We start from the raw sequence: 26,792 nt of genomic DNA, 5'->3' as shown, positions 1-26,792 counted from the left end.
AACGAGAAGTGGTAATGCCCCGAAAAGCGAGTGTACTGATCATGTCAGGCTTATTCATGCTGGCAACCGCAGGACACGCGGAACCAAAACTTCTGCGTGTTGGGGTGGATTTAACCAATCCTCCGCTCCAGGTCAGAGATCAACATGGCAATCCGACGGGATTTGTGATTGATATAACAAACGCGCTGTGTCAGGCCATAAATGCAAAATGTCATTATGTCGTGAACAGCTTTGATGCGCAGATCCCGGAACTGCTGGCGCGAAAAGTCGATTTCATCATGCCGCTTGGCGTTACGCCAAAAAGAAGGGCGTCAATTGCTTTTAGCCGCTATGTATACCATGACCCCACGGTACTGGTTGCCAGAAAAGCGGTGAATTTACTGCCGCAGGTTACGCGGTTACAGGGCAAAAATATCGCGGTGGAGCAAGGAAGTATTCAGGAAACGTGGGCCAATACCTGGTGGCTGCCTGCCGGGGTAGTGATAAAAAGTTATCCTGATATGGCGTCGATTTATCTGGACTTAGTGGCCGGACGCCTGGATGGCGCGCTGTGTCCGGCCATTGCGCTGAAATTTGGGTTTTTACACACTGTGCAAGGCGAGGCGTTTGAAGTAAAAGGTTCAGCAGTGACGAATACGCATTTATTCAGCATTGGTTCGGCTTACGGTATCCGTAAAGAGGATGAGGCGACACAACGATTAATCAATCAGGGACTGGAGCAAATTAAGCGTAACGGCGTCTGGTTAGCGATAAAAGAACGTTATTTTGGTGATTTGGATATAAGCGTGGCGGAATAGCGGCCTGGAGAGGCGTGGTTTCGCTTCCCATCTTCCGGTGCATTCGTTAGCATATTGTTTCGCAGTTAAGCGTAAATCTTTTCAGGAAGAGGTTAATGTGTTCGCGGAGTATGGAGTTCTGAATTATTGGACGTACCTGGTCGGGGCGATTTTTATCGTTCTGGTACCCGGGCCGAATACGCTTTTTGTGCTTAAAAATAGCGTGGGACGCGGGGTTAAAGGAGGATATCTTGCCGCATGCGGCGTATTTATCGGCGATGCGGTATTAATGTTTCTGGCGTATGCGGGCGTGGCGACGCTGATCAAAACAACGCCGGTTCTGTTTAACATTGTTCGTTATCTCGGCGCGTTTTATCTGCTTTACCTTGGCGCAAAAATTCTTTACGCCACTCTGACCTCGAAAGGGCGTGCGGCAGCGGAAACGGTGGTTCCTTTTGGCGCTATTTTTAAACGTGCGTTAATTCTTAGCCTGACTAATCCTAAAGCCATACTTTTTTATGTCTCCTTTTTTGTGCAATTTATTGATGTCAATGCGCCGCATACCGGGGCGTCATTTTTTATTTTGGCGATCACCCTTGAAATCGTCAGTTTCTGCTATCTGAGTTTTTTAATTCTTTCTGGCGCTTTTGTAACCCACTATATTGGTACCAAAAAGAAACTGGCAAAAGTGGGCAATTCCTTGATTGGTCTTCTTTTTGTCGGGTTCGCCGCCCGGCTGGCAACGCTTCAGTCTTAACCCCATCGACCCGCTGACAACGGCGGGTCATTGCTCTCCTTTCCGTTTTATCGCGTGGAAAACAGCAAAAGAGTAACCAATAAATGGTATTTAAGATGCTGTTTTTTGGGCGTAACCTTCTTACGACAGCGATGAGACTATCGTTGAGTGACCTGCGGGAAGAGGGAAGAAAATGCTGCAAATTCCACAAAACCATATCCATACCCGTTCCACGCCATTCTGGAACAAAGAGACGGCGCCTGCCGGAATTTTCGAACGCCACCTTGATAAGGGAACGCGACCCGGCGTTTATCCTCGCCTCTCGGTGATGCAGGGGGCGGTCAAATATCTCGGATACGCTGATGAATACTGCTCTGAGCCGGAAGAAATCATGGTAATCAATGCCGGCGAGTTTGGCGTTTTTCCTCCGGAAAAGTGGCACAATATTGAGGTCATGACAGACGACACCTATTTTAACATCGACTTTTTTGTCGCGCCGGAAGTGCTGATGGAAGGGGCAAACTCACGAAAAGTCGTTCATACCGGGAGAGAATAATGATGGGAAAAGCCACTTATACCGTCACGGTCACGAATAATAGCAACGGCGTCTCCGTGGACTATGAAACGGAAGCGCCAATGACATTGCTGGTGCCTGAAGTTGCTGCAGACATTGTAAAGAATTTGGTCAATACCGTGCGCTCTTACGATACCGAAAACGAACACGACGTTTGCGGTTGGTAAGAATAGCGAAATATATCATTGACATAAATTGATTTTTTAAAACAAAAACCGCATCGCACGTGGCCAGTGTGATGCGGTTTTTGCTTATCGGGAAGCGCTGTTTATTTACACCAGACATCGGTTGAAAAGAAACATTAAGAAAACATTAAGAATATCGCATTGTTTGCTAATGAGAGCGTATTCATAAAATTTATGATTGGGTATTAAAAACCAGAAGAGTCTTATGATCATGAAACTCGATACCCGATTAACTTCGTCAGCACTTATTCTTGCGCTTGCCGCTGTGGTTATTCCGTTTACGGCGGACTGGCAATTGCCTTTGCTTAATGGCGTGGTGGTCAGATGGATTGAAAACGGACAAGCGTTATGGTTGCTGTTTGGGGCACTCTTTACCGCCTGGTATATACGACCATTTTCCCGTCCCGAAGGGGCAAAGCAGTTTTGGCTATGGGCTGTTGTCTGGTGGGTGGTACTGCTGGGTAGAAGCACCAGTTGGGGGCGTGACTATTTCCCTGACGAGCCGCGTATACTGTTCAGAACGATTTCAGTGCTATTAATTGCTGCGTTGGTATTGCCAGTCCTGTTTTCTGCCGGGTTACGTAAAGAGATTGTTCGTCGGTTGCGGGACGTTCCTCTGCCGTTGTGGCTGTTTGCCGTGACGGCGTGTTCATACCTGATTTCCGGCACTGTTGAGCATCATCGATTGTTGTCGCCAGTATTCCTACATAACGCCCATTACACCGATTTAATTGAAGAATTGTACGAAGTGCCATTTATGATCGGTTTGTTTATGGTGACCGTTGGGTTTATGCAGCAGGACAAGCAGGATGAATATACTGCGCTGGAGATGGCCTCGTACCACGCAAAATAGATCGGTTGACAAAGACCACGGATTCAACATGGGATACATAGCGGTTAGCAAAAAAAAAGCCCGCGCTCGGCGAGGCGGGCAAACAATACTGGAAGCAATGTGAGCAATGTCGTACCGAACAGGTGGGTTATAAACTCAACCACTCGGTATTGATAAAGATAATCGTTATCATTAAAGGATGCAACCCTGATGTTTATGTGTCTTTATTTACGACGCTAAAAGGTGATGGTCATCACAAACTTCATTTTCCTGACGATGTGCTATTCTTTTTAACGGCAAATAAACCGCTAACGTTAAGACATAAGTGAGGAAAAAATGGGCATTCTTTCATGGATTATTTTTGGACTTATTGCGGGTATTTTGGCTAAGTGGATCATGCCAGGTAAAGATGGCGGCGGATTCTTTATGACGATCATTCTGGGGATCGTTGGTGCGGTAGTCGGAGGGTGGATCAGTACGCTCTTTGGCTTCGGCAAAGTGGATGGTTTCAACTTCGGCAGCTTTGCAGTCGCGGTGATCGGCGCGATTGTCGTGCTGTTAATCTACAGAAAAATCAAAAGTTAAACGCAAAACCTCCAGAGATAATAAAGGCTACGACAGGTAGCCTTTATTATTTAAAATGGATTTACCACCAGCCCAGTTCTGTACCCAGCACCGCAATTAGCGCGATGCCCATCAACACCATCGTTGTTTTCCTCATTGTTATGCACCCGGCGCGGCGTAACCGCCAATAAAAAACCATGCCAAAAATAGTATTGCCGTAATGAAAATGACGACAGGGAAGAGGATACCCACTCTCATGCTATTACCTTCACTGTTCAGGGGGGGCCAGAATAGCAGGGTTCCCTCAGCGACAAAAGGTCGGTTGCTTTGTGACAGGAGGGGGCTGTGACTTACTTAACCTGGGATAAATACCCGCTAAAGCGCAGACAGAAAGTATGGAAATAGCGTACCCGTCAGGTTATCCTGGACAAAATATCTCTTTAAGGAGCCGTTATGAAATTTACGTGGCTTGCGTTGCCAGGCGTATTGCTGCTGAGCGCTTGTTCATCGTCGCAACCCGATGTCTCAAGGCCGCCGCGTATCGGAATGCCTAATCCGGCAGCCGTCTACTGCGAGCAACAAGGCGGTACGCTGATGCCGGTGCAGACCCCGCAAGGCGTGCGTTCCGATTGCAAATTGCCCAATGGCGAGATCATTGATGAGTGGACGTTGTGGCGCAGAGATCACCCTGATACGAAAAAGTGACAACCTGTGGTCCGACGCGATATGATTAAGAATAATCTGATAATGAGTTTCATGCGGCGCAAGAAAATATGTTTCAGTTAAAGCCGGGCGCTCTGGCAATAGTTATTGGCGCTAAAACGCCCGCCGGACGGCGGAATATTGGTAAGTCGGTTGAGCTATTTTGCCTGTGTCAACCCGGCGATGAATTCATTAATCCGCTAAATGGGCACGTCACCATACTGCCGAAAGAAGCGCCTCGGGCGCTGTGGCTAGTGACGGGCGACGTAGCCTCCGCCGATGGTCAGCACGGCCTGGCTTGGGTACGCGCAGAACATTTGATGCCGTTGTCCCCGGACAGACAACCAGGCCTGGCGGCGGTCCGACAATCACAGTTCTCGTAGCCACTCCGCCAGCACAATGGCATGGTTCTGGCGAGTATCTTTGGCGGCGTATAGCAACGTCAGCGGTTGGTGTCGGGCAATATCCGCCAGCCGTTTGCCTTCTTGTCGTTGTTGCGCGAGTTCTGCCCGGTATTGCTGCGCGAAGTGGTTAAAATCAATCACTTCGCTATGAAAGGCTTTGCGCAATTCAGTGGAAGGCGTAATGGCCTTATTCCATTCATCATAGACCAGCGCCGCTTTTTTAATGCCTCGCGGCCATAGTCTGTCAACCAACACCCGATAACCATCGTCTTTTTCCGCCGGGAAATAGACGCGCTTACACTGGATTAGCATTTTTCCCTCCTGTGATAGTGCCGCTTACGGTACTTTTGCCGCTAAATATATACCACGCTGACCGGCGTTTAAGGGACGCATTTTGCCGGATAGCGGTAATAATTTTAATGGGTCAGGCCTGACCATCAGGCATCCAGGGGTTGGTATCAGGTTTATTTATGACGCTATCTCCCGATCGCGCCCGGCGTAGAGGCCGAAAATCGCCATGACGATAGCCAGAACCGTCACGCCTGATAGTGGCAGATACCAGCTACCGCTGGCATCATGAAGTTTTCCCATGACTGGTGGCCCACATGCCGCCAGTAAATACCCGACCGACTGCGCCATGCCGGAAAGCGCCGCCGCCTGATGCGCCGAACTGGCGCGCAGACCGATAAACGTCAGGCCGAGGATCATCGTCGCGCCTGAACCGAAGCCGAACAGTAGCGTCCAGATGACCGCCTGGCCCGGCACAAACCAAAGTCCCGCCGCGCCAGCCGCGCACAATAGTGAGACCAGCGCGGCAATCCAGCGTTGATCGTTAAAGCGATGCAAAATAAGCGGAATGGCTAACCCAGGCGCGGCGGTCGCCAGTTGCAGCAGGCCATGTAGCGATCCTGCCTGCGCTTCGCTATAACCGTGGCTGATAAGTATTGTCGGTAACCAGCCGATAATCACATAATAGATCAGTGAGTTAAGTCCCAGAAACAGCGTAACTTGCCAGGCTAAAGGTGAACGCCAGATACCGCGTTCATGTAATGCCCGGGAACTACTCAGGTTAGCTGAGCGGGTAGTGCGCCACTGCGGCAACCAGATAAGAAACGCCAATAGCGGAAACAGCATCAGCATTAACAGTGCGCCGCGCCAGCCAAAACCGTGTAATGCCAGCGGAACCACCAGCGCGGACCCCAACGCGGCGGCAGCGCCCATCGTTAATGAATACGCGCCCGTCAGTCTGGCGACATGTTGTGAAAAATCGCGCTTAATCAAGCCTGGTAGCAGCACATTACCCAGCGCGATCCCGCAACCAATAATCGCGGTTCCGGCAAACAACAGCGCGGCGGAGGGGAGGGAGCGGAGGGCAATACCCGCGCAAATTAGCAGCATTGCAGCGAACAGACTGCGTTCCATCCCAAGCCGACGGGCAATACCGGCCGCCAGCGGCGAAACCAGCGCAAACGCCAGGAGCGGCAAGGTTGTTAGCAGGCCTGTCTGGGCGGTGGAAAGACCATAGTCCGCACGGATTGTCTCCAGCAACGGCGCAGCGCCGGTAAATGTAACGCGCAGCGTAGTGGCTATCATCAAAATACCGGCAATCAGGAAAGCGCCCTGTTTGCCGCGTGGTGAAAGAGCAGTCGTCATCATTTTCTCATTTCGTCAGGCGAGACGATACCTTACAGTTTTTACTGTTGTGATGAATCAAGCTAAAATGACAATTTATCGCTAAAATCGGACAATATAATGATTGGCCTGAGACTGGACGGTTACGATCCCGACCTTCACCACGACGCCGCAGTGGCCTTTTGTATTCGCGCCAGGGACGATGAACTGTTTAGTCCTCGCCATCAACATCGGAAGGGACAGTTGATCCTCGCTCTGCACGGCGCGATTACCTGCGAGGTGGAAAATGCAATGTGGATGGTTCCCCCACAGTATGCTGTCTGGCTCCCCGGCTCGCTGCCGCACAGTAATCATGTGACCGCAGGAGCGGAGCTGTGCTTTTTATTTATTGAACCTGCGGCGGTCGTCATGCCGGAGCGTTGCTGTACGTTAAAAATTTCGCCTTTATGCCGGGAGTTGATTTTGTCGCTGGCGCGTAGAACCGATCTCGAAAGAACGCAAATGCCAACGCAGCGCCTTATTCGGGTGTTGTTTGATGAACTGCCGCAGCAGCCGCAGGAACAATTGCAATTACCGGTATCGGCGCATCCGAAAATTCGCCAAATGGTGGAGACAATGGCGCAGGAGCCTGCGCGATGGAATACGTTAGGGCAGTGGGCCAGCGTATTCGCGATGAGCGAGCGTAATCTTGCCCGGCTGGTCGTCAAAGAGACGGGGCTAAGCTTTCGTCGCTGGCGTCATCAGTTGCAATTAATTCTGGCGCTACAAGCGCTGATAGCGGGATGTAATGTACAGCAGACCGCGCACATGCTGGGTTATGATTCCACCACGGCATTCATTACGATGTTTAAAAAAGGCCTGGGACAAACTCCAGGCCAGTATCTGACGGGCGAGTTACTGTTTTCCCACAATTAAAGAGACCAGCCCCGCCGCAATCAGTGGGCCGACCGGCACGCCGCGAAACAGCGCAACGCCAAGAACCGTACCGACCAGCAGCCCGGCGACGAGCTGCGGTTGGTTTCCCATCAGCGTAACGCCGCGACCGCCCAGCCAGGAGACGAAAACGCCGACGGCAATCGCGACCAGCGATTTCCAGTTTACAAAAGAGTGGATCAATGTGGAGGGCGGCAGGGTTCCGCTGGCGATGGGGGCCATCACACCGATGGTTAGAATGATAATCCCGACGGTGAGTCCCTGTTTTTCAATCCAGGGAAAAAAGGTATTCAACGGGGTTACGCGGACAATAATCAGCACCAGAATTGAGACGGCGACAGTAGTGTTGTGGCTGATAAATCCCAGAGCTGCCAGTCCGAGCAGGATCAGCAGAGTGACATCAAACATTATGGTTTCCTTGCCAAAAAGTAAGCCCGACGACTTTACGCCCAAACGGGAAAGCGCACAGGCGTTTTTAACGATTGATACGGTTTTCAGGCAACTGCCTGAAAGATAATCTCTATGCGAAAAACGGCGTTTGTCATTAAATTGCCATCAACGCAGCGTACTGATAACAGGTGAACCGTCATTGTTGTCTTCCGGAGGATACAATTATGTACGATCCACCGTTTCTTGAAGCGTTGATGATTACGGCGTCGTTTTTCGCCATTTTTATCATTATCGTTGTGTCTGTCTTGCTCCTTGAACGGGGAGGGGGCTAAGCCGTTGGCGATGACTGCGAGCGGCGGAAGATTGCCAGTTCCGGTCGGGCGATGCGCAGATAGTCCTGTGTATTCATAATGACTGATTTTTCCAGCAGACCGGCATTAAAGGCAATTTCATCGAAACGCTCAAACAGGAGCGGATCGGCGACCAGTTTCAGGTTTGGGTGAAAACTGAAAGGCGGGATTGCGCCAAAAACGCAGCCGGTCAGCGTATCGACTTCCGCCGGGCTGGCAAGGGAGGCGCGTAAGCCGCCCAGATGCGAAGCAAGCTGAGAGAGGTCTGCTTGCTGATCGGCCGCTAAAATAGCAAGAACATGCTGGTTGACGCCGTTGCCTTTGACTTTACAGACCAGCGCTTTTGCGCCCTGGCCCAGCGCGGTACCACGTATTTCAGAAACTGCCTCGCATTTTCCTACCGCATCATGGCTAACCACGCGATAGCGCGCGTTCTCCTGCGTTAATAAGGCCACTAAACGCTGGTGCGTAGCGACGCCCTTCGCGACTTCAGTCATTTCGGTCATTTCTCACTCCTGGTGCAATATGAAAATTTACTGCGAAACACTATTATGAACGATGCTGTTTTTGTTGTTTGTTCAGATAGAGCTGCGCATCGGAAGCCTGGTAGGCATCATTAATCGTGTCATTGGGCTGCATATTATAAATCCCGGCGGAAAAATGGACTGTCTTATCCGGTGCGATAATTTGCAGGTTACGAATAATACGCTCTGGCAGATGGATAGCCAAATCCGCCGCGTAATCGACAAGAATAATACAGAACTCATCGCCGCCGAGGCGAATAGCGTAATCGCTTTTACGAATCGATGTTTTAATCGCTTTTGCCAATAGGGTAATGATCCGGTCGCCTTCCTGGTGTCCCTGGGTATCGTTGATCAGTTTTAACTTATCGCAATCAATGGCGACAAATGTCACTGGCGTACCGGCATTGACCAGTCGTTGTAGTCGCTGTTCCAGTACCGGTGTTAATATTTTACGGTTGTAAAGCCCGGTCATAGCATCGCTAATATTTTCGCGCGTGACGTTGCGATAAAGCCGAAAGTGCATCCGTACCATATTAAGCAGGAGTGCCGTTGCCAGTAAGTAAAAGGCCAGCGCTTTCCAGGACGAGACAAGGAAATAGGTTAAATCAAGGGACAAAGAAACGCGCAGTCCGCCAGGGATATCATGGTTATAATTCACATATTGAAACAGATTATTTTTGCTTTGGTTAATAATGATCTCTTTTCCGGAGTCCAGATCTTTTAAGGTAACGTTAAGATAACGCCAAACCAGCGGACGGTCCTGGGTATAAAAAATATTTTTTAAATTATCCTGGTTAACGTCCACCATCACGATACCTTTTAATGTCCCCGCCAGATAGACAGGCGTTAAAAAGCTCATGACGTTTTCCTGGGTAATATCATCCATGTAAATACTTGAAATAACCGTGCGGCCTGTAAAAAGTTTATCTATATCTTTTCTGTTAATACCCATTGTACCTTTTTGTAAAAAAGTCCAACGATGCATGGCGAAGCGCCGCGAGTTGATTAAATCATAGAAATAGACATAATGTTTATTTAAATCAACATAATAGCGGAATTTAAGCTCCAGTGTGCCCAATCCGTGACTGTGGTCGTCCTGCGCACGGTTGATGCTTACCGCCTGATCAAACGCAGGCAGCAAAAAGACGTCATCAAGATTATCGGTACACCGTGTGGCGGCGGTTTGCAGAGTGCCATGCAGCGCTGGATAATTATGCCGAGTCAGGTTGACGCCGTGCGTACCGTTAATGGTTTCAAAGGCGGCGCAGAACGCGTGGCGTTTTTCTGCGGTGACAGGCTCTCCCGGCGCTTCAAAGGTTCGCATCAAATGTGCGGCGATACTTTGATTCTGGTACTTATCGTACAGAAACGACGAATCGGCTCTCTCCATGATATAACGCATATAGGCATTCATTGCCCTGTCGCTGGCAATAAGTTCGTAAATCAGGAAGGACGATGTCAAAACGATGACGCTTGCCGAGATAAAGTGCCTGAGCGCTTTATGATGCAAATTCATGATGAACTACAGCCCTGAAAGTCGGATGCGTTAGTTTACCATAGTGATGAGAATTCCTCTAATAGACTGTTTAAAAATAAAACGTGTTGATGTTCTGGAATAAAAATCATTCTCGATTTAATAAATCCAATAATACGCGGCGTTGATGTTTTCAGTCGTGACTATTGTCGCAAAAAGTAAGTTGTTAATTAACGGCATCGCTTTAACACTAACGAAAATAAAATAGCCACTATTATTACGGTGAAAAGGAATGTGACGTGGTAAGGATAATAATGTACTTCCGCAGGAGGCACGATGAAACGGCTCAAGCAAATGTTTTTTATCTGTTTTTTATATTAATAGCGGCAGGTTTTTCAGTATCGGTAATGACAGATGCGCAACCTCCTGAACACATGCCCGCTGCTCATATTCAGAAGGGGTACTATACTTGGTCAGGGTGAAGAGGAGCCTGAGCTACCTTTTGGCTGGGAATGGCCTTGGTGTTAGTGATATTAGCGTGATAGCATTGCGTTAAGGGATTAATTTCCCCAATATGGCAGAGCATCTTCATCCAGGCTATTTACGGAAAATTATTTCAGCCGAATAATGTGAACGTTGAGTTTGTAATAAATCAGCCCGTGACGCATTACGGGCTGATTTATGGTTATGCACTTTGATTGGCGCTCTGTTTCTGAAACAATTCGCGGAATACCGGATAAATATCTTCCTGATCGCGAATATGCTGCATGGCGAAGTTATCGAACGTCGCCTGCAGATGTTCATACTCTCGCCATAAGGTCTGGTGGGCGCGGCGGGTAATCTCGATATAGCTGTAATAGCGCACTACCGGCAGCAGTTTTTTCGCCAGAATCTCATGGCACAGCGGTGAGTCGTCGGCCCAGTTATCACCGTCTGACGCTTGCGCCGCATAGATATTCCACTGTCCGGGGTCGTAGCGCTCTTTAACCACTTCATCCATGAGTTTAAGCGCGCTGGAGACAATCGTCCCCCCGGTCTCTTGCGAATAAAAGAACTCATGTTCGTCCACTTCCTTCGCCTGGGTATGGTGGCGGATATAAACCACTTCTACGTTCTTATACGTTCGGCTTAAAAACAGATAGAGCAGAATGTAAAAACGCTTGGCCATATCTTTGGTTGCCTGATCCATCGAACCTGAGACGTCCATCAGACAGAACATTACCGCCTGGCTGGAGGGCTCAGGCCGTTTTTCATAATTTTTATAGCGTAAATCAAAGGTGTCGATAAACGGTACTCGCTCGATTTTAGCCCGCAGTTCGGCAATCTCCCGGCGTAATCGTTCCTCTTCAAGCAGTTGCGCTGGTTCGCTGTTGCTGATGGTCTCCAGTTCCGCTTCCAGTGCGTGCAGTTCGCGGCGTTTTCCGGCCGTCATCGCGGTGCGGCGCGCCAAAGAGTTTTGTAGCGAACGAACTACGCTGATATTGGCCGGCACGCCGTTTGAGGTGAAACCAGCGCGGTGAGTTTTATACTCGTTAAGCTGTCGATGCTGGTTTTTTTTCAGATTAGGCAGCGCTAAATCTTCAAAGAGCAGATCCAGATACTCATCTTTTGAAATCTGAAAAACAAACTCATCCTGGCCTTCGCCGTCCTGGCTGGCCTGACCCTGACCACTCCCGGAACCGCCGCCGCCACCGCTTTGCGGACGCTCAATGCGATCATTCTGGATAAAGTGATCGTTACCCGGATGAACGCGATGGCGCAGACCGCCGCGCCCCTGATGAAACATCGGTTCGCTAATATCATCGGTTGGAATAGAGACGGATTCTCCGCTGTCGACATCGGTCACTGAGCGTTTGTTAATCGCTTCGGAGATCGACTGCTTAATTTGTGCTTTATAACGGCGCAAAAAGCGCTGGCGATTCACCGTGCTTTTATTTTTGCCGTTAAGACGTCGGTCTATGAACCAGGTCATATGCCCCCCGTACTGCCAACTATGCGCCTATTCTGTCAGTGCCGGATAGCGCTAACGCTTAGCCAGTCTACAGAACATTACTTTGTAGGCCCGGTAAGCGAAAGCGCCACCGGGCATTAACATCATGACGATTTACGCACGCGCAGGTACCACTCGCACAGCAAACGAACCTGCTTACGGGTATACCCTTTCTCCATCATCCTATCGACAAAGTCGTCGTGCTTTTTCTGCTCGTCAGTTGATGTTTTGGCGTTAAAGGAAATGACTGGCAACAACTCTTCGGTATTAGAGAACATTTTTTTCTCAATCACCGTGCGCAGCTTCTCGTAACTGGTCCAGTTTGGATTACGGCCGCTATTGTTGGCTCTGGCGCGCAGAACAAAGTTTACTATCTCATTACGGAAATCTTTCGGGTTACTGATACCCGCTGGTTTTTCAATTTTTTCCAGCTCGGCGTTTAGCGACTCGCGATCGAACAGTTGACCGGTATCCGGGTCGCGATACTCCTGATCCTGAATCCAGAAATCCGCATAAGTCACGTAACGATCAAAAATGTTCTGTCCGTACTCAGAGTAAGATTCGAGATAGGCCGTCTGGATCTCCTTGCCGATAAATTCGGCGTATTTCGGGATCAGGTAGCCTTTCAGGAACTCCAGGTAACGCTCAGCTTGCTCCTGCGGGAACTGCTCACGCTCAATTTGTTGCTCCAGAACGTAGAACAGATGTACCGGGTTGGCCGCCACTTCCGCATGGTCAAAGTTGAACACGCGGGAGAGGATCTTAAACGCGAATCGGGTGGAGAGACCGTTCATCCCTTCGTCCACGCCCGCGTAGTCGCGATACTCCTGGTACGATTTGGCTTTTGGGTCGGTATCTTTCAGGCTTTCACCGTCATAAACGCGCATTTTCGAGTAGATGCTGGAATTTTCCGGCTCTTTCAGGCGAGAAAGAATCGAGAAACGCGAAAGTGTTTCCAACGTGCCCGGCGCGCAGGGCGCATGAGTCAGCTCGCTATGATTAAGTAATTTCTCGTAGATTTTGATCTCTTCGGAGATTCGCAGGCAATAAGGCACCTTCACGATATAGACACGGTCGAGGAAGGCTTCATTATTTTTATTGTTACGGAAAGTCACCCATTCAGATTCGTTTGAGTGGGCAAGTATGATGCCATTAAAGGGCAGGGCGGAAATACCTTCCGTGCCGTTGTAGTTACCTTCCTGGGTTGCGGTCAGCAATGGGTGCAGCACCTTGATAGGCGCTTTAAACATCTCGACGAACTCCATGATCCCTTGGTTAGCGCGGCACAGCGCGCCGGAGTAACCATACGCATCCGGATCGTTCTGGGCGTGGTGTTCGAGTTTACGAATATCCACCTTGCCGACCAGCGCCGAAATATCCTGATTGTTTTCATCGCCGGGTTCCGTTTTGGCGATGGCAATCTGTTCCAGAATAGAGGGCCAGACTTTCACCACGCGGAATTTAGTAATATCGCCGCCAAACTCATGCAGCCGTTTGGCCGCCCACGGGGACATAATCGTACCGAGATAGCGGCGCGGAATACCGTACTCTTTTTCCAGAATCTGCGCGTCTTCCTGTGGATTAAACAGGCATAACGGATGATCGTTGACCGGACTACGTTCGCCGTTGGCGCTTAAAACATAAATTGGGACGCGCTGCATTAGCGATTTCAGCCGTTCAGCGAGCGATGATTTGCCACCCCCCACAGGCCCCAGCAAATAGAGAATTTGCTTCTTCTCTTCCAGCCCTTGCGCCGCATGTTTCAGATAAGAGACAATCTGTTCAATCGCGTCTTCCATGCCGTAAAACTCTTCAAACGCAGGATAGCGAGCAATCACCCGGTTGGAGAAGAGTCGAGAAAGTCGGGGTTCCTGGGCAGTGTCGACCATATTAGGCTCGCCAATAGCCATTAATAGCCGCTCTGCCGCGTTGGCATAAGCACTGCGATCTTGCCGGCAAATGGTAAGAAAATCCTGCAGTGTGAACTCTTCGTCCTTGGCAGCTTCGTAGCGCTGGCGATAGTGATCGAATATATTCATGATATGCCATCCTTTCGTTTTTTCGCACATGTTAAGAGCCGTTCATATGAATAGTAGAGGCTCCCGGAAGAGGTAGACTGAACGCCGTCTCTGCTAAGGAAAAGCAACTCTCATGCCATTTTATTGGTCAGGAGATCAACGTGCCCGGTGATACACCTTCTTAACATTAAGCGTAGATGGCATTTGCAAAACTTGCCTGTACGCGCCAGTAGATTTCGATGACATATCAATAACTCATCGGGTGGAAAAGCCTGGTTAATGTCAGAAAAAGCGTTTCCGGTCACATAACGATCATCAGCCGATCATCTGAAAATAATCTGTGATGGTGATATTAAACGGTTACATTGTGTAAAATAGTTGGGCTTATAAGTATTGGCGGTTACACTTTTGCCGCAGAACATTTGAATAAGGAATTATGGATTGTGACCAAACTTAAACTTCTGGCTCTTGGCATGCTTATCGCAACGTCCGCCAGCGTCGCGCACGCTGAAAGCAACCTGACGCTGGGCGCAGGCGTTGGTGTGGTTGAACACCCTTATAAAGATTACGATAGTGATGTTTACCCGATACCGGTCATCGCTTATGAAAGCGAAAATTTCTGGTTCCGCGGTCTGGGCGGCGGTTATTACCTGTGGAATGACAATACCGATAAGTTGTCAATCATGGCGTACTGGTCCCCGATGTACTTCAAGCCGGGCGACAGCGACGACCATCAGTTGCGTCGTCTGGACAGGCGTAAAAGTACTATGATGGCGGGCGTCTCTTACGCGCATCACACCCAATATGGTTTCCTGCGTACCTCTCTGGCAGGGGATACGTTGGATAACAGTAACGGTATCGTCTGGGATCTGGCCTGGCTGTATCGGTATACCAATGGCGGGCTGACCTTAACGCCAGGTATCGGGGTAGAATGGAATAGCGAGAACCAGAACGACTATTATTACGGCGTATCACGTAAAGAGTCTTCGCGTAGCGGCCTGCGCGGCTATAACCCAAATGATAGCTGGAACCCGTATCTTGAGCTTAGCGCTAACTATAATTTCGCGGGTAACTGGAGCGTATACGGTACTGCGCGCTACACCCGTCTGTCGGATGAAATTACCGATAGCCCGATGGTGGATAAATCCTGGACCGGTATCCTTTCTACTGGCGTAACCTATAGATTCTGATTGATTGAATTTGTCGGAAAACCGCTACAAAGCCTGCGTTATGCAGGCTTTGTGCTGACTGATACGCGAATATTGTGGCGTATATCAATGCGCTGTTAACCGGGTATGGTACAGGCTTACGTGGTTCACGCTTTGTTACATCCGTTTAAAAAACGAGTCGTTTATATGAAAAATCCAGGTGATTACAATTGCGCTAACAATTAGTGTAGTAATTGTTGCAATGCTGGTGACTATCTCCCTATAACGTCCCGTTTATGCTATACCCATTCTTCACCGCGAGTAAGACGAATGAGCATAGTATTCAACACAGTAGCCAAGCCTGGCGGCAGTCTGTGTAACTTATCCTGCAAATATTGTTTCTATCTTGATAAACCCCGGGGGCAGCGCGTCATGTCTGATGATGTGCTGGAGACGTATATCCGCCGGGTAATTGATGATACGCCATCCTCAGAAGTCTCGTTTTGCTGGCAGGGGGGAGAGCCGACGCTATGCGGCCTCTCTTTTTACCAAAAAGTGGTGCGCTTGCAGCAACGCTATGCCAACGGCAAAACTATCTACAACAGTCTGCAAACCAATGGCGTATTAATCAATGAAGAGTGGGCTGCTTTCTTTGCGCAGCACCAGTTCCTGATCGGTATATCGATTGATGGGCCGCAAGTCGTTCATGATCATTACCGGAAAACGCCGTCAGGGCGGGCGTCTTTTTCCCGAGTCGTTAATGCTATCCGCCTTCTGCAGGCAAATGATGCCGAGTTCAACACACTCACTGTCGTGAATGATGCGTCATGCCGTCATGGCAACGCTATTTATCATTTTTTGACGCAGGAACTGGAAAGTAAGCACCTGCAATTTATTCCCATTGTTGAGCCGCTCGCGCAAAAAGCGCAGCGTTCTTTGACGTTATCTGGCAATGATGATTCGCCTTCGCTGATGCCCTTTTCCGTCACGCCTGAAGGGTGGGGCGCATTTATGTGCGATGTTTTTGATCAATGGATACGTCACGATGTCGGACGCATATTTGTACAGCTTTTTGACAACTTACTTGGCGTCTGGATGGGGGAGCCCGCCACGCTTTGTACGATGCAGCCGACCTGCGGACAAAGTTTGCTGGTGGAGCAGAATGGCGACGTGTTTAGCTGCGACCATTTTGTTTTTCCCGCCTATAAACTGGGCAGTCTACGGCAACACTCTTTAGAAGAAATGGCGGCCTCTCCTTTTCAGCAGCAGTTTGGCGCGGCTAAAGCAAACCTTTCCTCACGCTGCCAGAACTGTACATGGCGCTTTGCCTGTTACGGCGGCTGTCCGAAACACCGAATTTGTATGGACGGCGGCGAACGACAAAATTATCTCTGTAAAGGATATCTGGAGTTCTTTCAACATGTGACGCCCTATATGAATGTGATGCGTCAATTATTATTGAATCATCGACCCGCCGCGCATATTACCCGCATCGTCGACATGATTGCGGATGACATTCGTCAGTGACAAGAAAATCGCCCCCTACGCGGTATGATGCCGAACATTACCTGGGGTATAAGCGTCCTGTATTGTTTTACCGTCGAGTGACATTGAAAAGGAAATGAAGACAGTGAAAAACGTAACGTTTTGCGGGCAGGAGACGCTTCCTGCTATAGGACAGGGAACATGGTATATGGGCGAGCGCGCAGATCATCGTCAGCGCGAGGTTTCGGCGCTGCGCGCGGGGCTGGATTTGGGGTTACGCCTTATTGATACGGCTGAAATGTATGCCGACGGCGGGGCAGAAAAGGTCGTGGGCGAGGCGCTGGTGGGGCGACGTGATGAGGCATTTCTGGTGTCAAAAGTGTACCCGTGGAACGCTGGTGGCCAGAAGATAGTTGCCGCCTGTGAGGGAAGCCTGCGTCGTCTGAAAACAGATTATCTCGATCTCTATCTGTTGCACTGGACCGGAAGCTTTTCATTCGAAGAGATCGTTGAGGGTATGGAGCGGCTAATAGCGCAGGGGAAAATTCGCCGTTGGGGGGTCTCTAATCTTGATTATGACGAAATGCAGGCGCTGTGGCGCATCCCGGGGGGACAGCAATGTGCGACAAATCAGGTACTCTATCATCTGGCGTCACGCGGTATTGAGTATGATTTATTGCCGTGGTGTCAACAACAGCGGATGCCAGTAATGGCCTATAGTCCGCTTGCGCAGGCCGGCCGATTACGTAGCGGTTTACTGAATCATCCGGTGGTGAATGAAATTGCGTGCGCGCATAACGCTACGGCGGCGCAAATCTTACTGGCGTGGGTGATTGCGAATCCGGGCGTGGTGGCGATCCCGAAAGCCGGCAGTACAGAACACGTGAAGCAAAATGCGGCGGCGCTCGAGATCGCCTTGTCAGCAAACGAACTTGCCTTACTGGACAACGCCTGGCCTGCGCCAAAAGGGAAAACCGCGTTGGATATGGTGTGACGCCGAATAAAATGCGTAAGCACCGCCATTCGGCAAGTAATGCCTGATGGCGGCTGGCACCTTCCAGGGCCTACAGAAACGCTGGTATCAATTCACTTTTAGCGTTTAGCGACGCAGATAGTCTGCGCCAGACGAGATGGCTTTTCTTCTGTGGCTTGTTGCGGCGCAGTAGCGTAAGCCGTTTCAACGCACACAAATGTTTTATAGCCGTCATCCGGCATGTCGCCCATGCTGACGGACAACGCCGGGCCAGGGTTCCAGCCTACGACGTTAAGATGATGATGGTGAACCACATCAATCGTGCGGTTTAATGTCGCATCGTGGATCACGCTACATGCTTCAGGATTGAGGTAAACGCGATCGGTACGGTCCGGAAAGGTTTGCACGCCGTCGGTCAGGACTCCTTCTTTGGCGTCGTTAACTTTATCAATAAACCGGTCGCCGAGTCCGCTGACCTGAACGTTGGCGATGTCGCCAACGTTAAAATAGCTGTGGAGAGCGGATGTGGTTGCAAACTCGCCATGCGCTTCCAGTTCAATTTCACAGGTTTTGCCTACTTTAAAACGTGCCAGCAGCGTGAAATCGTGCGGCCAGTATTTTCGGGTGGCCTCACTGCTTTGCAGCTCAAATGTCAACATTACGCCGTTATCATCTTCATTATGCGCTTTTAGCGCCCACGGCAGATTACGCGCAAAGCCGTGTGACGGCAGACCTTGTTGAGCCGCAGGTCCAAACCAGGGCCAGCAGATCGGTACGCCGCCGCGTAGCGCCACGCCGGTTTTGAAAGGCGTATTATTACTGAGCCACAATACCTCTTCCTCACCGACGGGTTTCCAGGAGAGAAGGTGCGCGCCCTGTAATGCAAAAGAGGCTTTAACCTGCGGGTGGTCAACGACGATCAGATCAAGGTCATCAAGCTGGCGGCGGGAAAGGACAGGGGTAAACTGTTCGATAGCCGGAAGAGCAAAAATTTTATTAATCATTACGCAATCCTCTTTACCCTAAATAATTCGAGTTGCAGGACAAGGCGCTTGTGCCTTGACCAGTGCTTGCGCTGGCCCCGAAGGGGCGAGGTCGCAGACCGGGTAACGCGGCAAGTGAACGACAAATTCGTCAGGAACGAATTTGAGCAACCGGAGGTTACCTTCGGCCAGGGACATGGATATCCCTGATTCATCCCGATGAGCTTGACTTCCGTCAGTGATTCGGGTGAAAGAGCGTAGCCAACACACCTGTAACTTGAAGTATGACGGGTATATTTTCAGGAAAAAAAAAGAGCGACCTGAGTCGCTCTTACCAATGACTGTTTCATCTCAACTTATTTGGAGATGTGAGCAATCAGGTCCAGTACTTTGTTGGAGTAACCGGTTTCGTTATCGTACCAGGAGACCAGTTTCACGAAGTTGTCGTTCAGCGCGATGCCTGCTTTAGCATCGAACACGGAAGTGCATACTTCGCCGTTGAAATCGGTAGATACAACGTCGTCTTCGGTGTAACCCAGAACGCCTTTCATTTCGCCTTCGGCAGCAGCTTTAACAGCAGCTTTGATCTGCTCGTAGGTAGCAGCTTTTTCCAGACGAACGGTCAGGTCAACAACGGATACGTTCGGAGTCGGAACGCGGAACGCCATACCAGTCAGTTTGCCATTCAGTTCCGGCAGTACTTTACCTACCGCTTTAGCAGCGCCGGTAGAGGACGGGATGATGTTCTGAGATGCGCCACGGCCACCGCGCCAGTCTTTGTGAGACGGGCCGTCAACGGTTTTCTGGGTTGCGGTAGTCGCGTGAACAGTGGTCATCAGACCTTCGATGATGCCGAAGTTGTCGTTGATAACTTTAGCCAGCGGCGCCAGGCAGTTGGTGGTGCAGGAAGCGTTGGAAACGATGTCCTGGCCTTCGTATTTGTCAAAGTTAGCGCCTTTAACAAACATTGGGGTGTTGTCTTTAGACGGACCAGTCAGAACCACTTTTTTCGCGCCAGCGGTGATGTGTTTACGCGCGGTTTCGTCAGTCAGGAAGATACCGGTAGCTTCAGCCACTACGTCAACACCAACTTCGTCCCATTTCAGGTTAGCCGGATCGCGTTCAGCGGTAACACGGATTTTTTTACCGTTAACGATCAGATGACCGTCTTTCACTTCAACAGTACCGTCGAAACGGCCGTGAGTGGAGTCATATTTCAGCATGTATGCCATGTACTCTGCGTCTAACAGGTCGTTGATTGCAACGATCTCGATGTCAGAACGTTTCTGAGCAGCACGGAAAACAATGCGACCGATACGGCCAAAACCGTTGATACCTACTTTGATAGTCATATATTCCACCAGCTATTTGTTAGTGAATAAAAGGTTGCCTGTAAAATTACAAAAACCTTACGCAGCGTCAAGCGGAATCGTGTCAATCATTGCGACAAATCAATCCTCTGCACAACCTTTGCGCGGCTGATTCGCCTCACTCTTCCTTTCGGCTGGAAACCACATGGGGGCGCCGCCCCGAATTTTAAAGGGCAACCGAGATAATAATGTGACATCAGTCACGATTCGTAAGCCGCCATTTCGCAATGATCAAGTTTAGAACAAAAGTTGGTACTGAGGTGTTAATGTTTTGTTAGAATCGGTCAGGCAATGTGAGCACGTTTAAAGTGAGATGTGAGCAAATGGCTAACCAATCTTCAGCAGAAGAACTCAAGAAAAAATTGTCCGAAATGCAATTCTATGTGACGCAGGATCGTGGCACAGAACCGCCATTTACTGGACGCCTACTGCATAATAAACGCGATGGGGTTTATCACTGCCTGGTCTGTGATACGCCGCTTTTTCACTCCCACACCAAATACGATTCAGGCTGCGGCTGGCCCAGCTTTTACGAGCCTGTCAGCGAAGAGGCGATTCGTTACATAGACGATTTTTCTCATGGAATGCAGCGTGTCGAAATTCGTTGCGGAAACTGCGATGCGCATCTCGGACACGTTTTCCCGGATGGTCCGCAGCCGACCGGTGAACGCTATTGCGTTAACTCGGCCTCGCTCGCCTTTTCTGACGAAAAAAACGGCGATCAGTTGAAAGGCTGAAAAAACGATTCAGCAAATTATTCCACAGGAGCGGATACATCATGAATCTTGATGAGATCATTAACAGCATGACGCCGGAAGTGTATCAACGTTTATCCACCGCTGTTGAGTTGGGTAAATGGCCGGACGGTGTGGCGTTAACGCCGGAACAGAAAGAAAACAGCCTGCAATTGGTGATGCTATGGCAGGCGCGGCACAATACCGAAGCGCAACATATGACGATCGATACTCATGGTCAGATGGTGATGAAAAGTAAGCAGCAGCTCAAAGCGGATTTCGGTATTACGTCAAAGCCGATTACGACATTGAAAATGCAGTAATTGGTAGGCCGGAGAGGGCGTAGCCGCCATCCGGCTCTTTCATTGCCGATGAGTTGTGCTGTATATGATGTTGCGTTTTGTTTTGGCATTGAAACGAGAAGAGTTTCGTTAGAAACGCTCTCCTGCCTGCGTTGAGCTTTGTCTGGCAGCGATGCTAACGCGACGTATCCGGTCCCTGCGTCTCTTTCCAGTCTGCCAGCGTATACAGCGTCGCGCCTGCCGCTGCCATCTCCATAAACGCGTGCGCGCTATCCTGCGGGTGAATATTCACGCCGCGACAGCCATCGGTGATCACGTTAACGGCATAGCCCAACTGTAATGCATCCAGCACCGTAAATTTTACGCAGTAATCGGTCGCCAGCCCCATCACGATAAGCTCGGTAACGTCACGCTCATGAAGCCAGGTATCAAGGGTAGTTTTCTGCCGATGTTCGTTGTCAAAAAACGCGCTGTAGCTGTCAATCAGCGGGTTTTCACCCTTATAAATGGTGGCGTCGAGCGCATGTTGGTTAAGCAGGGGATGTAACGCCGCGCCGTCGGTATGTTGAACGCAGTGATCCGGCCAGAGCGTTTGCGGCAGACCGTCCAGCTCTCCCTGACTATAGGGTTCCGCCTGATGCTGGCTGGCGAAGCTGCCATGCTTCGCGGGATGCCAGTCCTGGCTGGCGAGCACCGGAACCTGGCGGGGCTGGCACCAGTCAATAAGAGAGTTGGCGATATCGATAGTGCTGTCGCCTTCCGGCACAGCCAGCGCGCCGCCGGCGCAAAAGTCATTTTGCAAGTCGACCAGTAATAAGGCCCGCTTTGTCATTATATCCTCCTTGTCGTCGGGATTTTTAATCATCCGACGTCAATTCACCACGCAAGTTTTGCGCCATCGCGCTACGAATCGCCTGAGTGTCCAGACCCTGGCTTAACAAATAATGCAGTTTGGTTAAGGTGGCTTCGACGGTCATATCGGCACCACCAATCACGCCAGCGTGCGCCAGCGCATTACCGGTAGCGTACCCGCCCATATTGACTCGCCCTGACATGCATTGCGTCAGGTTAACGACCACGATGCCGCGTGAACTGGCCTCTTTCAGCTCCTGTAAAAACGCTTTATTTTGTGGCGCGTTGCCTACGCCATAAGAGCGCAGAATCAGCGCTTTTACCGGCTGACGCAGAAAGTTACGTACTACCTCGGCGGAAATCCCCGGATAAATAGTCACTACGCCTATCGGCTGCGGCGTAATAGGATGAACGATTAATTCACCAGAGCCGTGGGGCGCGGGAGGCGTATTTAAACGGCGAATGTGAATTCCCGCTTCCAGCAAGGGCGGCAGATTAGGAGAGGCAAAAGCGTCGAAACCATCCGCATGTGCTTTGGTCGTGCGATTGCCGCGGAACAGACGATTATTAAAAAACAGCGTTACTTCATTAATAGGGTAGTTGGCGGCGACATAAAGCGCATTCAGCAAATTAATTTGCCCGTCGGAGCGCAGCTCAGCCAGCGGAATTTGTGACCCTGTCACAATAACCGGTTTGCCCAGATTTTCCAGCATGAAAGAGAGCGCCGATGCGGTAAACGCCATCGTGTCGGTGCCGTGCAGAATAACAAAACCGTCATACTCATCGTAGTGCGCTTTGATATCTTCAGCGATATGCTGCCAGTCTTCCGGCGTCATATCTGATGAATCCATCAGCGGGGCATATTCATGGATGGTAAAATCCGGCATCTCCGGGCGGTGGAATTCCGGCATCAGCGCCAACTGACGTTGAAGGTGCCCGGACACCGGGATATACCCCTGATCTGAGCGCTGCATACCGATAGTACCGCCGGTATAGGCAACGTAAATTGATTTCTTTTGCATGATAATGTTTAGTCGTGTCGCAAAGGACGTATTAATGATTATCGGATGGCAGCTATAAGTAACCGCCATCCGGCATGGCTATTGATGAAGCATTAGCGAACGTTCGCGCAAGTCAAACAGAACGCATAACGGTTTTGCGGATCGTTAAATGCCGCCAGTTTATCCCCCTCGGCCTTCACCGTGTTGGCGGCGGAAACGAGCGGCGCCGGGAGTATCGCCTGAATAGCCTCCGGCAGCATGGCGCGTACAGATCCGGTCATACTGTCCATTACCATATCAAGGACTGTTGGTTCGTCCTGATAGTAATCAAGATGCCACTGTTTCAGTTTCGCCAGCTCTGCCGCTTTGGCGACGGCATCGTCAAAGTCGCCGAGACTGTCCACCAGACCATTGGCTTTCGCGTCCTCTCCTGTCCAGACATGGCCCTGAGCGATTTGATTAATCTGTTCCGTCGTACGCTTACGCGCTTCTGCCACCAGCGTGATAAAGTGTTTGTAGCCGTACTCAATACTGAGTTGCATCATCTGCTGCACTTCCGGCGACAGCGCTTTGGTCATCGAAATCTCCGCCAGCGGCGAGGTGGAGACGCCGTCGCTGTGTACGCCAATCGACGACAGGCTGTTTTCTACCGTATTGATGATGCCGAAGATGCCAATTGAACCCGTCAGCGTGCTGGGGCTGGCCACGATATAGTTTGCCGGCGTAGAGATCCAGTAACCGCCGGAGGCCGCCATGCCGCCCATTGAGACCACCACCGGTTTGCCAGCCGCTTTTGCCGCCGCCAGTTCGGCGCGGATAACTTCGGAGGCGTTGACGCTACCGCCTGGGCTATTGACGCGCAGCACAATTGCTTTCACTTTAGGATCAAGGCGTGCGTCGCGGATCTGCGATGCTGTAGTGTCGCCGCCGACATTCCCTGGCGTTTCTTCGCCATCCATAATCGCGCCATTGGCGAAAATAACCGCAATAGTACCGCCGTTATCCGCGGGCTTTTTCAGCGAATAATCGTAATAGCTGATCGCGCGATAGTTATTTTCGGTTTTGCTCCAGCCAAACTGCTTCGTCAGCGCTTTTTCAACATCTGCGCTGGAGGCGAGGGCGTCCACCAGTTTATGGTCGAGTGCATATTTGGCGGTGTCGCCGCCTACGCTGGTTAACCCGTCGATAATAGCCTGCGCGCCAGGGAAGAGCTGTTGTGGCGAAATCTGGCGATTGGCGGAAACGGTATGCAGGTAGTTCTGCCACAGTTCGCCTATCCAGCGGCTGTCGGCCTCGCGGGCGGCGGGCGACATATCGTCGCGGATAAACGGCTCGACGGCGGATTTATAGGTGCCGACCCGGAAAACGTGGGTAGAAACTTTCAGTTTATCCAACAGCGTTTTGTAGTACAGGCCATTCGTAGCGAAGCCGTGAAGATCTACCTGACCCTGTGGGGAAAGCCAAATTTTATTGGCGAAACTGGCGAGGTAATACTGACCCTGGCTGTAGTTTTCACCCACGGCAAAAACCGGTTTGCCGCTGTCGCGGAATTCGCGCAGCGCTTTACCGATATAGCGCATTGACGGCTGATCGGCGCCGGTGAAGTTTTTCAGATCCAGAACGATACCGGTGATGTTACGGTCATCTTTCGCCTGACGAATAGCGTTGACGATGTCAAACAGGGAGTTTTCCTGCAGACGGTCGGAGCTGGCGCCAAACAACTGGCGACCCAGCGCGCCCAGACGATGATTGGTGGACGGTTTATCCACAATGACGCCGGAAATATCCAGCAGCAGAGCGCCGTGCGCCGTTTGTTCACTGTTGCTGCCGTTACCGATCTGCATCCAGATCCCAACGCCCACCAGGACCAGAAAAATAAAGAACAGGTTGAGTACCATTTCACGGACGAAATTCAACAATCGCCACGTCCATTTAAAAAATCCGGCAATAAATCGCCACAGGGTTCGCATGTATTCTCCCTATCTGAGTAACAACGCTTATACCTCGATGAGGATAAAGCATTAAGATGTGGCTATCGTAATGACCCATCAGGCAGTTGTCAGCAGGAATCACTGCCTGTGCTGTAACAAAATCCGCTCCCGTGTTAATTTTGTGAATAAATATCATTGCTGGAGTTAATCAAATGGATGCACTAGAACTGCTGATCAACCGTCGTAGCGCCTCTCGTCTCGCAGAACCGGCGCCTGTCGGAGAGCAATTACAGAACATTCTGCGGGCAGGAATGCGTGTTCCCGATCATAAGTCTCTACAGCCGTGGCGTTTTTTTGTGATTGAAGGAGAGGGGCGCGACCGTTTCAGCGCCGTGCTTGAACAAGGCGCTGCCGCTGCCGGGGAGGATGAGAAAGCGATCGAAAAAGCGCGTAATGCGCCGTTTCGCGCGCCGCTGATCATTACCGTGGTGGCGAGATGCGAAGAAAACCATAAGGTTCCCGTGTGGGAACAGGAGATGTCCGCCGGATGCGCGGTGATGGCAATGCAAATGGCGGCGATTGCGCAAGGGTTTAATGGTATCTGGCGTAGCGGCGCGTTAACTGAGAGCGCTATCGTGCGGGAAGCCTTTGAGTGCCGCCCTCAGGATAAAATTGTTGGTTTTCTCTATCTCGGCACGCCGCAGCTCAAAGCGTCAACGACGATCAGTACCCCCGACCCCACGCCGTTTGTGCGTTATTTCTGACGCTGAGGGATAAAACTGTCTGGATTCTGAGCAAAGGCGCGGTAATTCAGACAGTGATACTTACCACATCAGGGAATGAGCGCTACCATAGCGCGAATGCAATGACAGGAGATGTCCATGAGCGAGCAAGCCATTCGTTTAACGCAATACAGCCACGGCGCTGGTTGCGGTTGTAAAATTTCCCCTAAAGTGCTGGAGACTATCCTGCATAGCGAGCAGGCGAAGTTCGTCGACCCGAATCTGCTGGTGGGTAATGAAACCCGCGATGATGCGGCGGTTTACGATCTGGGTAATGGCACCAGTATTATCAGCACCACCGACTTCTTTATGCCGATAGTTGATAATCCGTTTGATTTTGGCCGCATTGCGGCAACAAATGCCATCAGCGATATTTTTGCGATGGGCGGTAAACCGATTATGGCGATCGCGATCCTTGGCTGGCCGATTAATACCCTGTCGCCCGATATTGCGCGTGAAGTGACCGAGGGGGGGCGTTTTGCCTGCCGTCAGGCCGGTATTGCGCTGGCGGGTGGGCACTCTATTGATGCCCCGGAGCCGATCTTTGGTCTCGCGGTCACTGGCGTGGTGCCGACCGAACGGGTGAAGAAAAACAGTACCGCGCAGGCTGGATGCAAACTCTTTCTGACCAAACCGTTGGGGATTGGCGTGTTGACCACCGCCGAGAAAAAATCGCTGCTTAAACCTGAACATCAGGGGCTGGCGACGGAAGTCATGTGTCGGATGAACGTTGCTGGCGCGGCGTTTGCCAATATCGACGGCGTAAAAGCCATGACTGACGTTACCGGTTTTGGTCTGCTGGGGCACCTGAGCGAGATGTGCCAGGGCGCAGGCGTGCAGGCGCTGCTTTGCTATCAGGACATCCCTAAACTGCCGGGCGTGGAAGAGTATATTGCTCTGGGTGCCGTACCAGGCGGCACAGAGCGCAACTTCGCCAGCTACGGTCATCTGATGGGCGACATGCCGCGTGAAGTTCGTAGCCTGCTGTGCGATCCGCAAACGTCAGGCGGTTTGCTGCTGGCGGTAACGCCGGACGCCGAAGACGACGTTAAAGCCACCGCGGCGGAATTTGGTATCGATCTGACCGCGATTGGCGAGCTGGTCGACGCCCGCGGCGGTCGTGCTATGGTTGAGATTCGTTAACCTG

30 protein-coding genes are annotated in these 26,792 nt (G+C 50.8%); 17 read left to right on the top strand and 13 right to left on the bottom strand.

What is annotated here, in order from left to right:
- Positions 1-14 precede the first annotated feature (14 nt).
- From AC3G3F_RS17650 to AC3G3F_RS17625, 6 genes are all read left to right on the top strand, one after another.
- A complete protein-coding gene (locus AC3G3F_RS17650; RefSeq protein WP_488395436.1) occupies positions 15-797 on the top strand; it encodes a transporter substrate-binding domain-containing protein in 783 nt (260 codons plus the stop codon).
- Between the two features lie 97 nt (positions 798-894).
- Positions 895-1,533 carry a leucine efflux protein LeuE gene (gene leuE / locus AC3G3F_RS17645; protein ID WP_023247974.1) on the top strand — a complete coding sequence of 213 codons (639 nt, stop codon included), beginning with the start codon at positions 895-897 and terminating at the stop codon, positions 1,531-1,533.
- A gap of 172 nt (positions 1,534-1,705) precedes the next feature.
- On the top strand, positions 1,706-2,068 hold the full coding sequence (yeaR, locus tag AC3G3F_RS17640; protein ID WP_023247975.1) for a DUF1971 domain-containing protein YeaR: 363 nt from the start codon (positions 1,706-1,708) through the stop codon (positions 2,066-2,068).
- A 2-nt stretch (positions 2,069-2,070) separates the two neighbouring features.
- A complete protein-coding gene (locus AC3G3F_RS17635; RefSeq protein WP_023247976.1) occupies positions 2,071-2,253 on the top strand; it encodes a DUF1869 domain-containing protein in 183 nt (60 codons plus the stop codon).
- A 229-nt stretch (positions 2,254-2,482) separates the two neighbouring features.
- Positions 2,483-3,124 (top strand): hypothetical protein, encoded by a 642-nt coding sequence (locus AC3G3F_RS17630; RefSeq protein ID WP_488395454.1) that lies wholly within the window; start codon positions 2,483-2,485, stop codon positions 3,122-3,124.
- A 315-nt stretch (positions 3,125-3,439) separates the two neighbouring features.
- Positions 3,440-3,688 carry a GlsB/YeaQ/YmgE family stress response membrane protein gene (locus AC3G3F_RS17625; protein ID WP_000512151.1) on the top strand — a complete coding sequence of 83 codons (249 nt, stop codon included), beginning with the start codon at positions 3,440-3,442 and terminating at the stop codon, positions 3,686-3,688.
- A 138-nt stretch (positions 3,689-3,826) separates the two neighbouring features.
- Here AC3G3F_RS17625 and AC3G3F_RS17620 read toward each other — a convergent pair whose 3' ends face one another.
- Entirely contained in the window at positions 3,827-3,925 is a 99-nt protein-coding gene (locus tag AC3G3F_RS17620) for a YoaK family small membrane protein (protein ID WP_001589065.1), read from the bottom strand.
- Between the two features lie 195 nt (positions 3,926-4,120).
- On the opposite strand from AC3G3F_RS17620, the gene AC3G3F_RS17615 reads away from it, so the two are divergent.
- A complete protein-coding gene (locus tag AC3G3F_RS17615; protein ID WP_023247978.1) occupies positions 4,121-4,372 on the top strand; it encodes a putative hemolysin in 252 nt (83 codons plus the stop codon).
- 68 nt (positions 4,373-4,440) lie between these two features.
- A complete protein-coding gene (locus AC3G3F_RS17610; protein WP_053529816.1) occupies positions 4,441-4,752 on the top strand; it encodes a hypothetical protein in 312 nt (103 codons plus the stop codon).
- Here the strand turns inward: AC3G3F_RS17610 and AC3G3F_RS17605 are convergent.
- Positions 4,738-5,085: a DUF488 domain-containing protein gene (locus AC3G3F_RS17605; protein WP_023247980.1), complete on the bottom strand. Its 348-nt coding sequence runs from the start codon at positions 5,083-5,085 to the stop codon at positions 4,738-4,740. The two genes, AC3G3F_RS17610 and AC3G3F_RS17605, sit on opposite strands and share 15 nt — an antisense overlap.
- 156 nt (positions 5,086-5,241) lie before the next feature.
- Positions 5,242-6,426, bottom strand: coding sequence for a CynX/NimT family MFS transporter (locus AC3G3F_RS17600; RefSeq protein ID WP_023247981.1), 1,185 nt, complete (start codon positions 6,424-6,426; stop codon positions 5,242-5,244).
- Between the two features lie 99 nt (positions 6,427-6,525).
- On the opposite strand from AC3G3F_RS17600, the gene AC3G3F_RS17595 reads away from it, so the two are divergent.
- Positions 6,526-7,320: an AraC family transcriptional regulator gene (locus AC3G3F_RS17595; RefSeq protein WP_053529815.1), complete on the top strand. Its 795-nt coding sequence runs from the start codon at positions 6,526-6,528 to the stop codon at positions 7,318-7,320.
- Here the strand turns inward: AC3G3F_RS17595 and AC3G3F_RS17590 are convergent.
- Positions 7,300-7,746, bottom strand: coding sequence for a DUF441 domain-containing protein (locus AC3G3F_RS17590; RefSeq protein WP_023247983.1), 447 nt, complete (start codon positions 7,744-7,746; stop codon positions 7,300-7,302). The two genes, AC3G3F_RS17595 and AC3G3F_RS17590, sit on opposite strands and share 21 nt — an antisense overlap.
- 206 nt (positions 7,747-7,952) lie before the next feature.
- On the opposite strand from AC3G3F_RS17590, the gene yoaI reads away from it, so the two are divergent.
- Positions 7,953-8,060 (top strand): small membrane protein YoaI, encoded by a 108-nt coding sequence (gene yoaI, locus AC3G3F_RS17585; protein WP_023247984.1) that lies wholly within the window; start codon positions 7,953-7,955, stop codon positions 8,058-8,060.
- Here yoaI and AC3G3F_RS17580 read toward each other — a convergent pair.
- The 4 genes from AC3G3F_RS17580 to yeaG form a co-directional block, all read right to left on the bottom strand.
- A complete protein-coding gene (locus AC3G3F_RS17580; protein ID WP_162786051.1) occupies positions 8,057-8,575 on the bottom strand; it encodes a YbaK/prolyl-tRNA synthetase associated domain-containing protein in 519 nt (172 codons plus the stop codon). The genes yoaI and AC3G3F_RS17580 overlap by 4 nt on opposite strands.
- A 52-nt stretch (positions 8,576-8,627) precedes the next feature.
- Entirely contained in the window at positions 8,628-10,118 is a 1,491-nt protein-coding gene (dgcJ, locus tag AC3G3F_RS17575) for a diguanylate cyclase DgcJ (RefSeq protein ID WP_070802411.1), read from the bottom strand.
- A gap of 643 nt (positions 10,119-10,761) precedes the next feature.
- A complete protein-coding gene (locus tag AC3G3F_RS17570; RefSeq protein WP_023247987.1) occupies positions 10,762-12,048 on the bottom strand; it encodes a YeaH/YhbH family protein in 1,287 nt (428 codons plus the stop codon).
- Positions 12,049-12,170: 122 nt separating this feature from the next.
- Positions 12,171-14,105: a protein kinase YeaG gene (yeaG, locus tag AC3G3F_RS17565; protein WP_023179719.1), complete on the bottom strand. Its 1,935-nt coding sequence runs from the start codon at positions 14,103-14,105 to the stop codon at positions 12,171-12,173.
- A 422-nt stretch (positions 14,106-14,527) separates the two neighbouring features.
- Between yeaG and AC3G3F_RS17560 the strand changes: the two genes are divergently transcribed.
- The 3 genes from AC3G3F_RS17560 to AC3G3F_RS17550 all read left to right on the top strand — a co-directional run bounded on the left by AC3G3F_RS17560 (position 14,528) and on the right by AC3G3F_RS17550 (position 17,711).
- Positions 14,528-15,274, top strand: coding sequence for a MipA/OmpV family protein (locus AC3G3F_RS17560; RefSeq protein WP_053509447.1), 747 nt, complete (start codon positions 14,528-14,530; stop codon positions 15,272-15,274).
- Positions 15,275-15,562: 288 nt separating this feature from the next.
- Positions 15,563-16,759: an anaerobic sulfatase maturase gene (locus AC3G3F_RS17555; RefSeq protein WP_488395431.1), complete on the top strand. Its 1,197-nt coding sequence runs from the start codon at positions 15,563-15,565 to the stop codon at positions 16,757-16,759.
- A 94-nt stretch (positions 16,760-16,853) separates the two neighbouring features.
- Entirely contained in the window at positions 16,854-17,711 is an 858-nt protein-coding gene (locus tag AC3G3F_RS17550) for an aldo/keto reductase (RefSeq protein ID WP_488395429.1), read from the top strand.
- Positions 17,712-17,809: 98 nt separating this feature from the next.
- Here AC3G3F_RS17550 and AC3G3F_RS17545 read toward each other — a convergent pair whose 3' ends face one another.
- Together AC3G3F_RS17545 and gapA are read right to left on the bottom strand one after the other, a co-directional pair.
- On the bottom strand, positions 17,810-18,694 hold the full coding sequence (locus AC3G3F_RS17545) for a D-hexose-6-phosphate mutarotase (RefSeq protein ID WP_474750511.1): 885 nt from the start codon (positions 18,692-18,694) through the stop codon (positions 17,810-17,812).
- Positions 18,695-19,029: 335 nt separating this feature from the next.
- On the bottom strand, positions 19,030-20,025 hold the full coding sequence (gene gapA / locus AC3G3F_RS17540) for a glyceraldehyde-3-phosphate dehydrogenase (RefSeq protein ID WP_000153505.1): 996 nt from the start codon (positions 20,023-20,025) through the stop codon (positions 19,030-19,032).
- A 341-nt stretch (positions 20,026-20,366) separates the two neighbouring features.
- Between gapA and msrB the strand changes: the two genes are divergently transcribed.
- Both msrB and AC3G3F_RS17530 read left to right on the top strand, forming a co-directional pair.
- A complete protein-coding gene (gene msrB / locus AC3G3F_RS17535) occupies positions 20,367-20,780 on the top strand; it encodes a peptide-methionine (R)-S-oxide reductase MsrB (protein WP_023247992.1) in 414 nt (137 codons plus the stop codon).
- A gap of 41 nt (positions 20,781-20,821) precedes the next feature.
- Positions 20,822-21,100: a YeaC family protein gene (locus AC3G3F_RS17530; RefSeq protein ID WP_053509439.1), complete on the top strand. Its 279-nt coding sequence runs from the start codon at positions 20,822-20,824 to the stop codon at positions 21,098-21,100.
- A gap of 154 nt (positions 21,101-21,254) precedes the next feature.
- On the opposite strand, the gene pncA is transcribed toward AC3G3F_RS17530, so the two are convergent.
- From pncA to sppA, 3 genes are all read right to left on the bottom strand, one after another.
- On the bottom strand, positions 21,255-21,911 hold the full coding sequence (pncA, locus tag AC3G3F_RS17525; RefSeq protein ID WP_079796298.1) for a bifunctional nicotinamidase/pyrazinamidase: 657 nt from the start codon (positions 21,909-21,911) through the stop codon (positions 21,255-21,257).
- A gap of 25 nt (positions 21,912-21,936) precedes the next feature.
- Positions 21,937-22,953, bottom strand: coding sequence for an asparaginase (gene ansA, locus AC3G3F_RS17520; RefSeq protein ID WP_053529810.1), 1,017 nt, complete (start codon positions 22,951-22,953; stop codon positions 21,937-21,939).
- A gap of 92 nt (positions 22,954-23,045) precedes the next feature.
- Positions 23,046-24,902 (bottom strand): signal peptide peptidase SppA, encoded by a 1,857-nt coding sequence (gene sppA / locus AC3G3F_RS17515; RefSeq protein ID WP_488395425.1) that lies wholly within the window; start codon positions 24,900-24,902, stop codon positions 23,046-23,048.
- A gap of 173 nt (positions 24,903-25,075) precedes the next feature.
- On the opposite strand from sppA, the gene AC3G3F_RS17510 reads away from it, so the two are divergent.
- Together AC3G3F_RS17510 and selD are read left to right on the top strand one after the other, a co-directional pair.
- On the top strand, positions 25,076-25,627 hold the full coding sequence (locus AC3G3F_RS17510; protein ID WP_023247997.1) for an NAD(P)H nitroreductase: 552 nt from the start codon (positions 25,076-25,078) through the stop codon (positions 25,625-25,627).
- A gap of 117 nt (positions 25,628-25,744) precedes the next feature.
- Positions 25,745-26,788, top strand: a complete 1,044-nt coding sequence (selD, locus tag AC3G3F_RS17505) for a selenide, water dikinase SelD (protein WP_053509430.1) — start codon at positions 25,745-25,747, stop codon at positions 26,786-26,788.
- Positions 26,789-26,792 lie beyond the last annotated feature (4 nt).

This window comes from Salmonella sp. FC25216 (assembly GCF_057751355.1).
This window is presented reverse-complemented; position numbering and strand designations above follow the sequence as displayed.

What these genes read in the sequence shown, in the direction of transcription:
- AC3G3F_RS17650 (WP_488395436.1), top strand. Translation starts at nt 15, where the DNA reads ATGCCCCGAAAAGCGAGTGTACTGATCATGTCAGGCTTATTCATGCTG.
- yeaR (WP_023247975.1), top strand. Translation starts at nt 1,706, where the DNA reads ATGCTGCAAATTCCACAAAACCATATCCATACCCGTTCCACGCCATTC.
- AC3G3F_RS17635 (WP_023247976.1), top strand. Translation starts at nt 2,071, where the DNA reads ATGGGAAAAGCCACTTATACCGTCACGGTCACGAATAATAGCAACGGC.
- AC3G3F_RS17630 (WP_488395454.1), top strand. Translation starts at nt 2,483, where the DNA reads ATGAAACTCGATACCCGATTAACTTCGTCAGCACTTATTCTTGCGCTT.
- AC3G3F_RS17625 (WP_000512151.1), top strand. Translation starts at nt 3,440, where the DNA reads ATGGGCATTCTTTCATGGATTATTTTTGGACTTATTGCGGGTATTTTG.
- AC3G3F_RS17620 (WP_001589065.1), bottom strand. Translation starts at nt 3,925, where the DNA reads ATGAGAGTGGGTATCCTCTTCCCTGTCGTCATTTTCATTACGGCAATA.
- AC3G3F_RS17615 (WP_023247978.1), top strand. Translation starts at nt 4,121, where the DNA reads ATGAAATTTACGTGGCTTGCGTTGCCAGGCGTATTGCTGCTGAGCGCT.
- AC3G3F_RS17610 (WP_053529816.1), top strand. Translation starts at nt 4,441, where the DNA reads ATGTTTCAGTTAAAGCCGGGCGCTCTGGCAATAGTTATTGGCGCTAAA.
- AC3G3F_RS17605 (WP_023247980.1), bottom strand. Translation starts at nt 5,085, where the DNA reads ATGCTAATCCAGTGTAAGCGCGTCTATTTCCCGGCGGAAAAAGACGAT.
- AC3G3F_RS17600 (WP_023247981.1), bottom strand. Translation starts at nt 6,426, where the DNA reads ATGACGACTGCTCTTTCACCACGCGGCAAACAGGGCGCTTTCCTGATT.
- AC3G3F_RS17595 (WP_053529815.1), top strand. Translation starts at nt 6,526, where the DNA reads ATGATTGGCCTGAGACTGGACGGTTACGATCCCGACCTTCACCACGAC.
- AC3G3F_RS17590 (WP_023247983.1), bottom strand. Translation starts at nt 7,746, where the DNA reads ATGTTTGATGTCACTCTGCTGATCCTGCTCGGACTGGCAGCTCTGGGA.
- yoaI (WP_023247984.1), top strand. Translation starts at nt 7,953, where the DNA reads ATGTACGATCCACCGTTTCTTGAAGCGTTGATGATTACGGCGTCGTTT.
- AC3G3F_RS17580 (WP_162786051.1), bottom strand. Translation starts at nt 8,575, where the DNA reads ATGACTGAAGTCGCGAAGGGCGTCGCTACGCACCAGCGTTTAGTGGCC.
- dgcJ (WP_070802411.1), bottom strand. Translation starts at nt 10,118, where the DNA reads ATGAATTTGCATCATAAAGCGCTCAGGCACTTTATCTCGGCAAGCGTC.
- AC3G3F_RS17570 (WP_023247987.1), bottom strand. Translation starts at nt 12,048, where the DNA reads ATGACCTGGTTCATAGACCGACGTCTTAACGGCAAAAATAAAAGCACG.
- yeaG (WP_023179719.1), bottom strand. Translation starts at nt 14,105, where the DNA reads ATGAATATATTCGATCACTATCGCCAGCGCTACGAAGCTGCCAAGGAC.
- AC3G3F_RS17555 (WP_488395431.1), top strand. Translation starts at nt 15,563, where the DNA reads ATGAGCATAGTATTCAACACAGTAGCCAAGCCTGGCGGCAGTCTGTGT.
- AC3G3F_RS17550 (WP_488395429.1), top strand. Translation starts at nt 16,854, where the DNA reads ATGAAGACAGTGAAAAACGTAACGTTTTGCGGGCAGGAGACGCTTCCT.
- AC3G3F_RS17545 (WP_474750511.1), bottom strand. Translation starts at nt 18,694, where the DNA reads ATGATTAATAAAATTTTTGCTCTTCCGGCTATCGAACAGTTTACCCCT.
- gapA (WP_000153505.1), bottom strand. Translation starts at nt 20,025, where the DNA reads ATGACTATCAAAGTAGGTATCAACGGTTTTGGCCGTATCGGTCGCATT.
- msrB (WP_023247992.1), top strand. Translation starts at nt 20,367, where the DNA reads ATGGCTAACCAATCTTCAGCAGAAGAACTCAAGAAAAAATTGTCCGAA.
- AC3G3F_RS17530 (WP_053509439.1), top strand. Translation starts at nt 20,822, where the DNA reads ATGAATCTTGATGAGATCATTAACAGCATGACGCCGGAAGTGTATCAA.
- pncA (WP_079796298.1), bottom strand. Translation starts at nt 21,911, where the DNA reads ATGACAAAGCGGGCCTTATTACTGGTCGACTTGCAAAATGACTTTTGC.
- ansA (WP_053529810.1), bottom strand. Translation starts at nt 22,953, where the DNA reads ATGCAAAAGAAATCAATTTACGTTGCCTATACCGGCGGTACTATCGGT.
- sppA (WP_488395425.1), bottom strand. Translation starts at nt 24,902, where the DNA reads ATGCGAACCCTGTGGCGATTTATTGCCGGATTTTTTAAATGGACGTGG.
- AC3G3F_RS17510 (WP_023247997.1), top strand. Translation starts at nt 25,076, where the DNA reads ATGGATGCACTAGAACTGCTGATCAACCGTCGTAGCGCCTCTCGTCTC.
- selD (WP_053509430.1), top strand. Translation starts at nt 25,745, where the DNA reads ATGAGCGAGCAAGCCATTCGTTTAACGCAATACAGCCACGGCGCTGGT.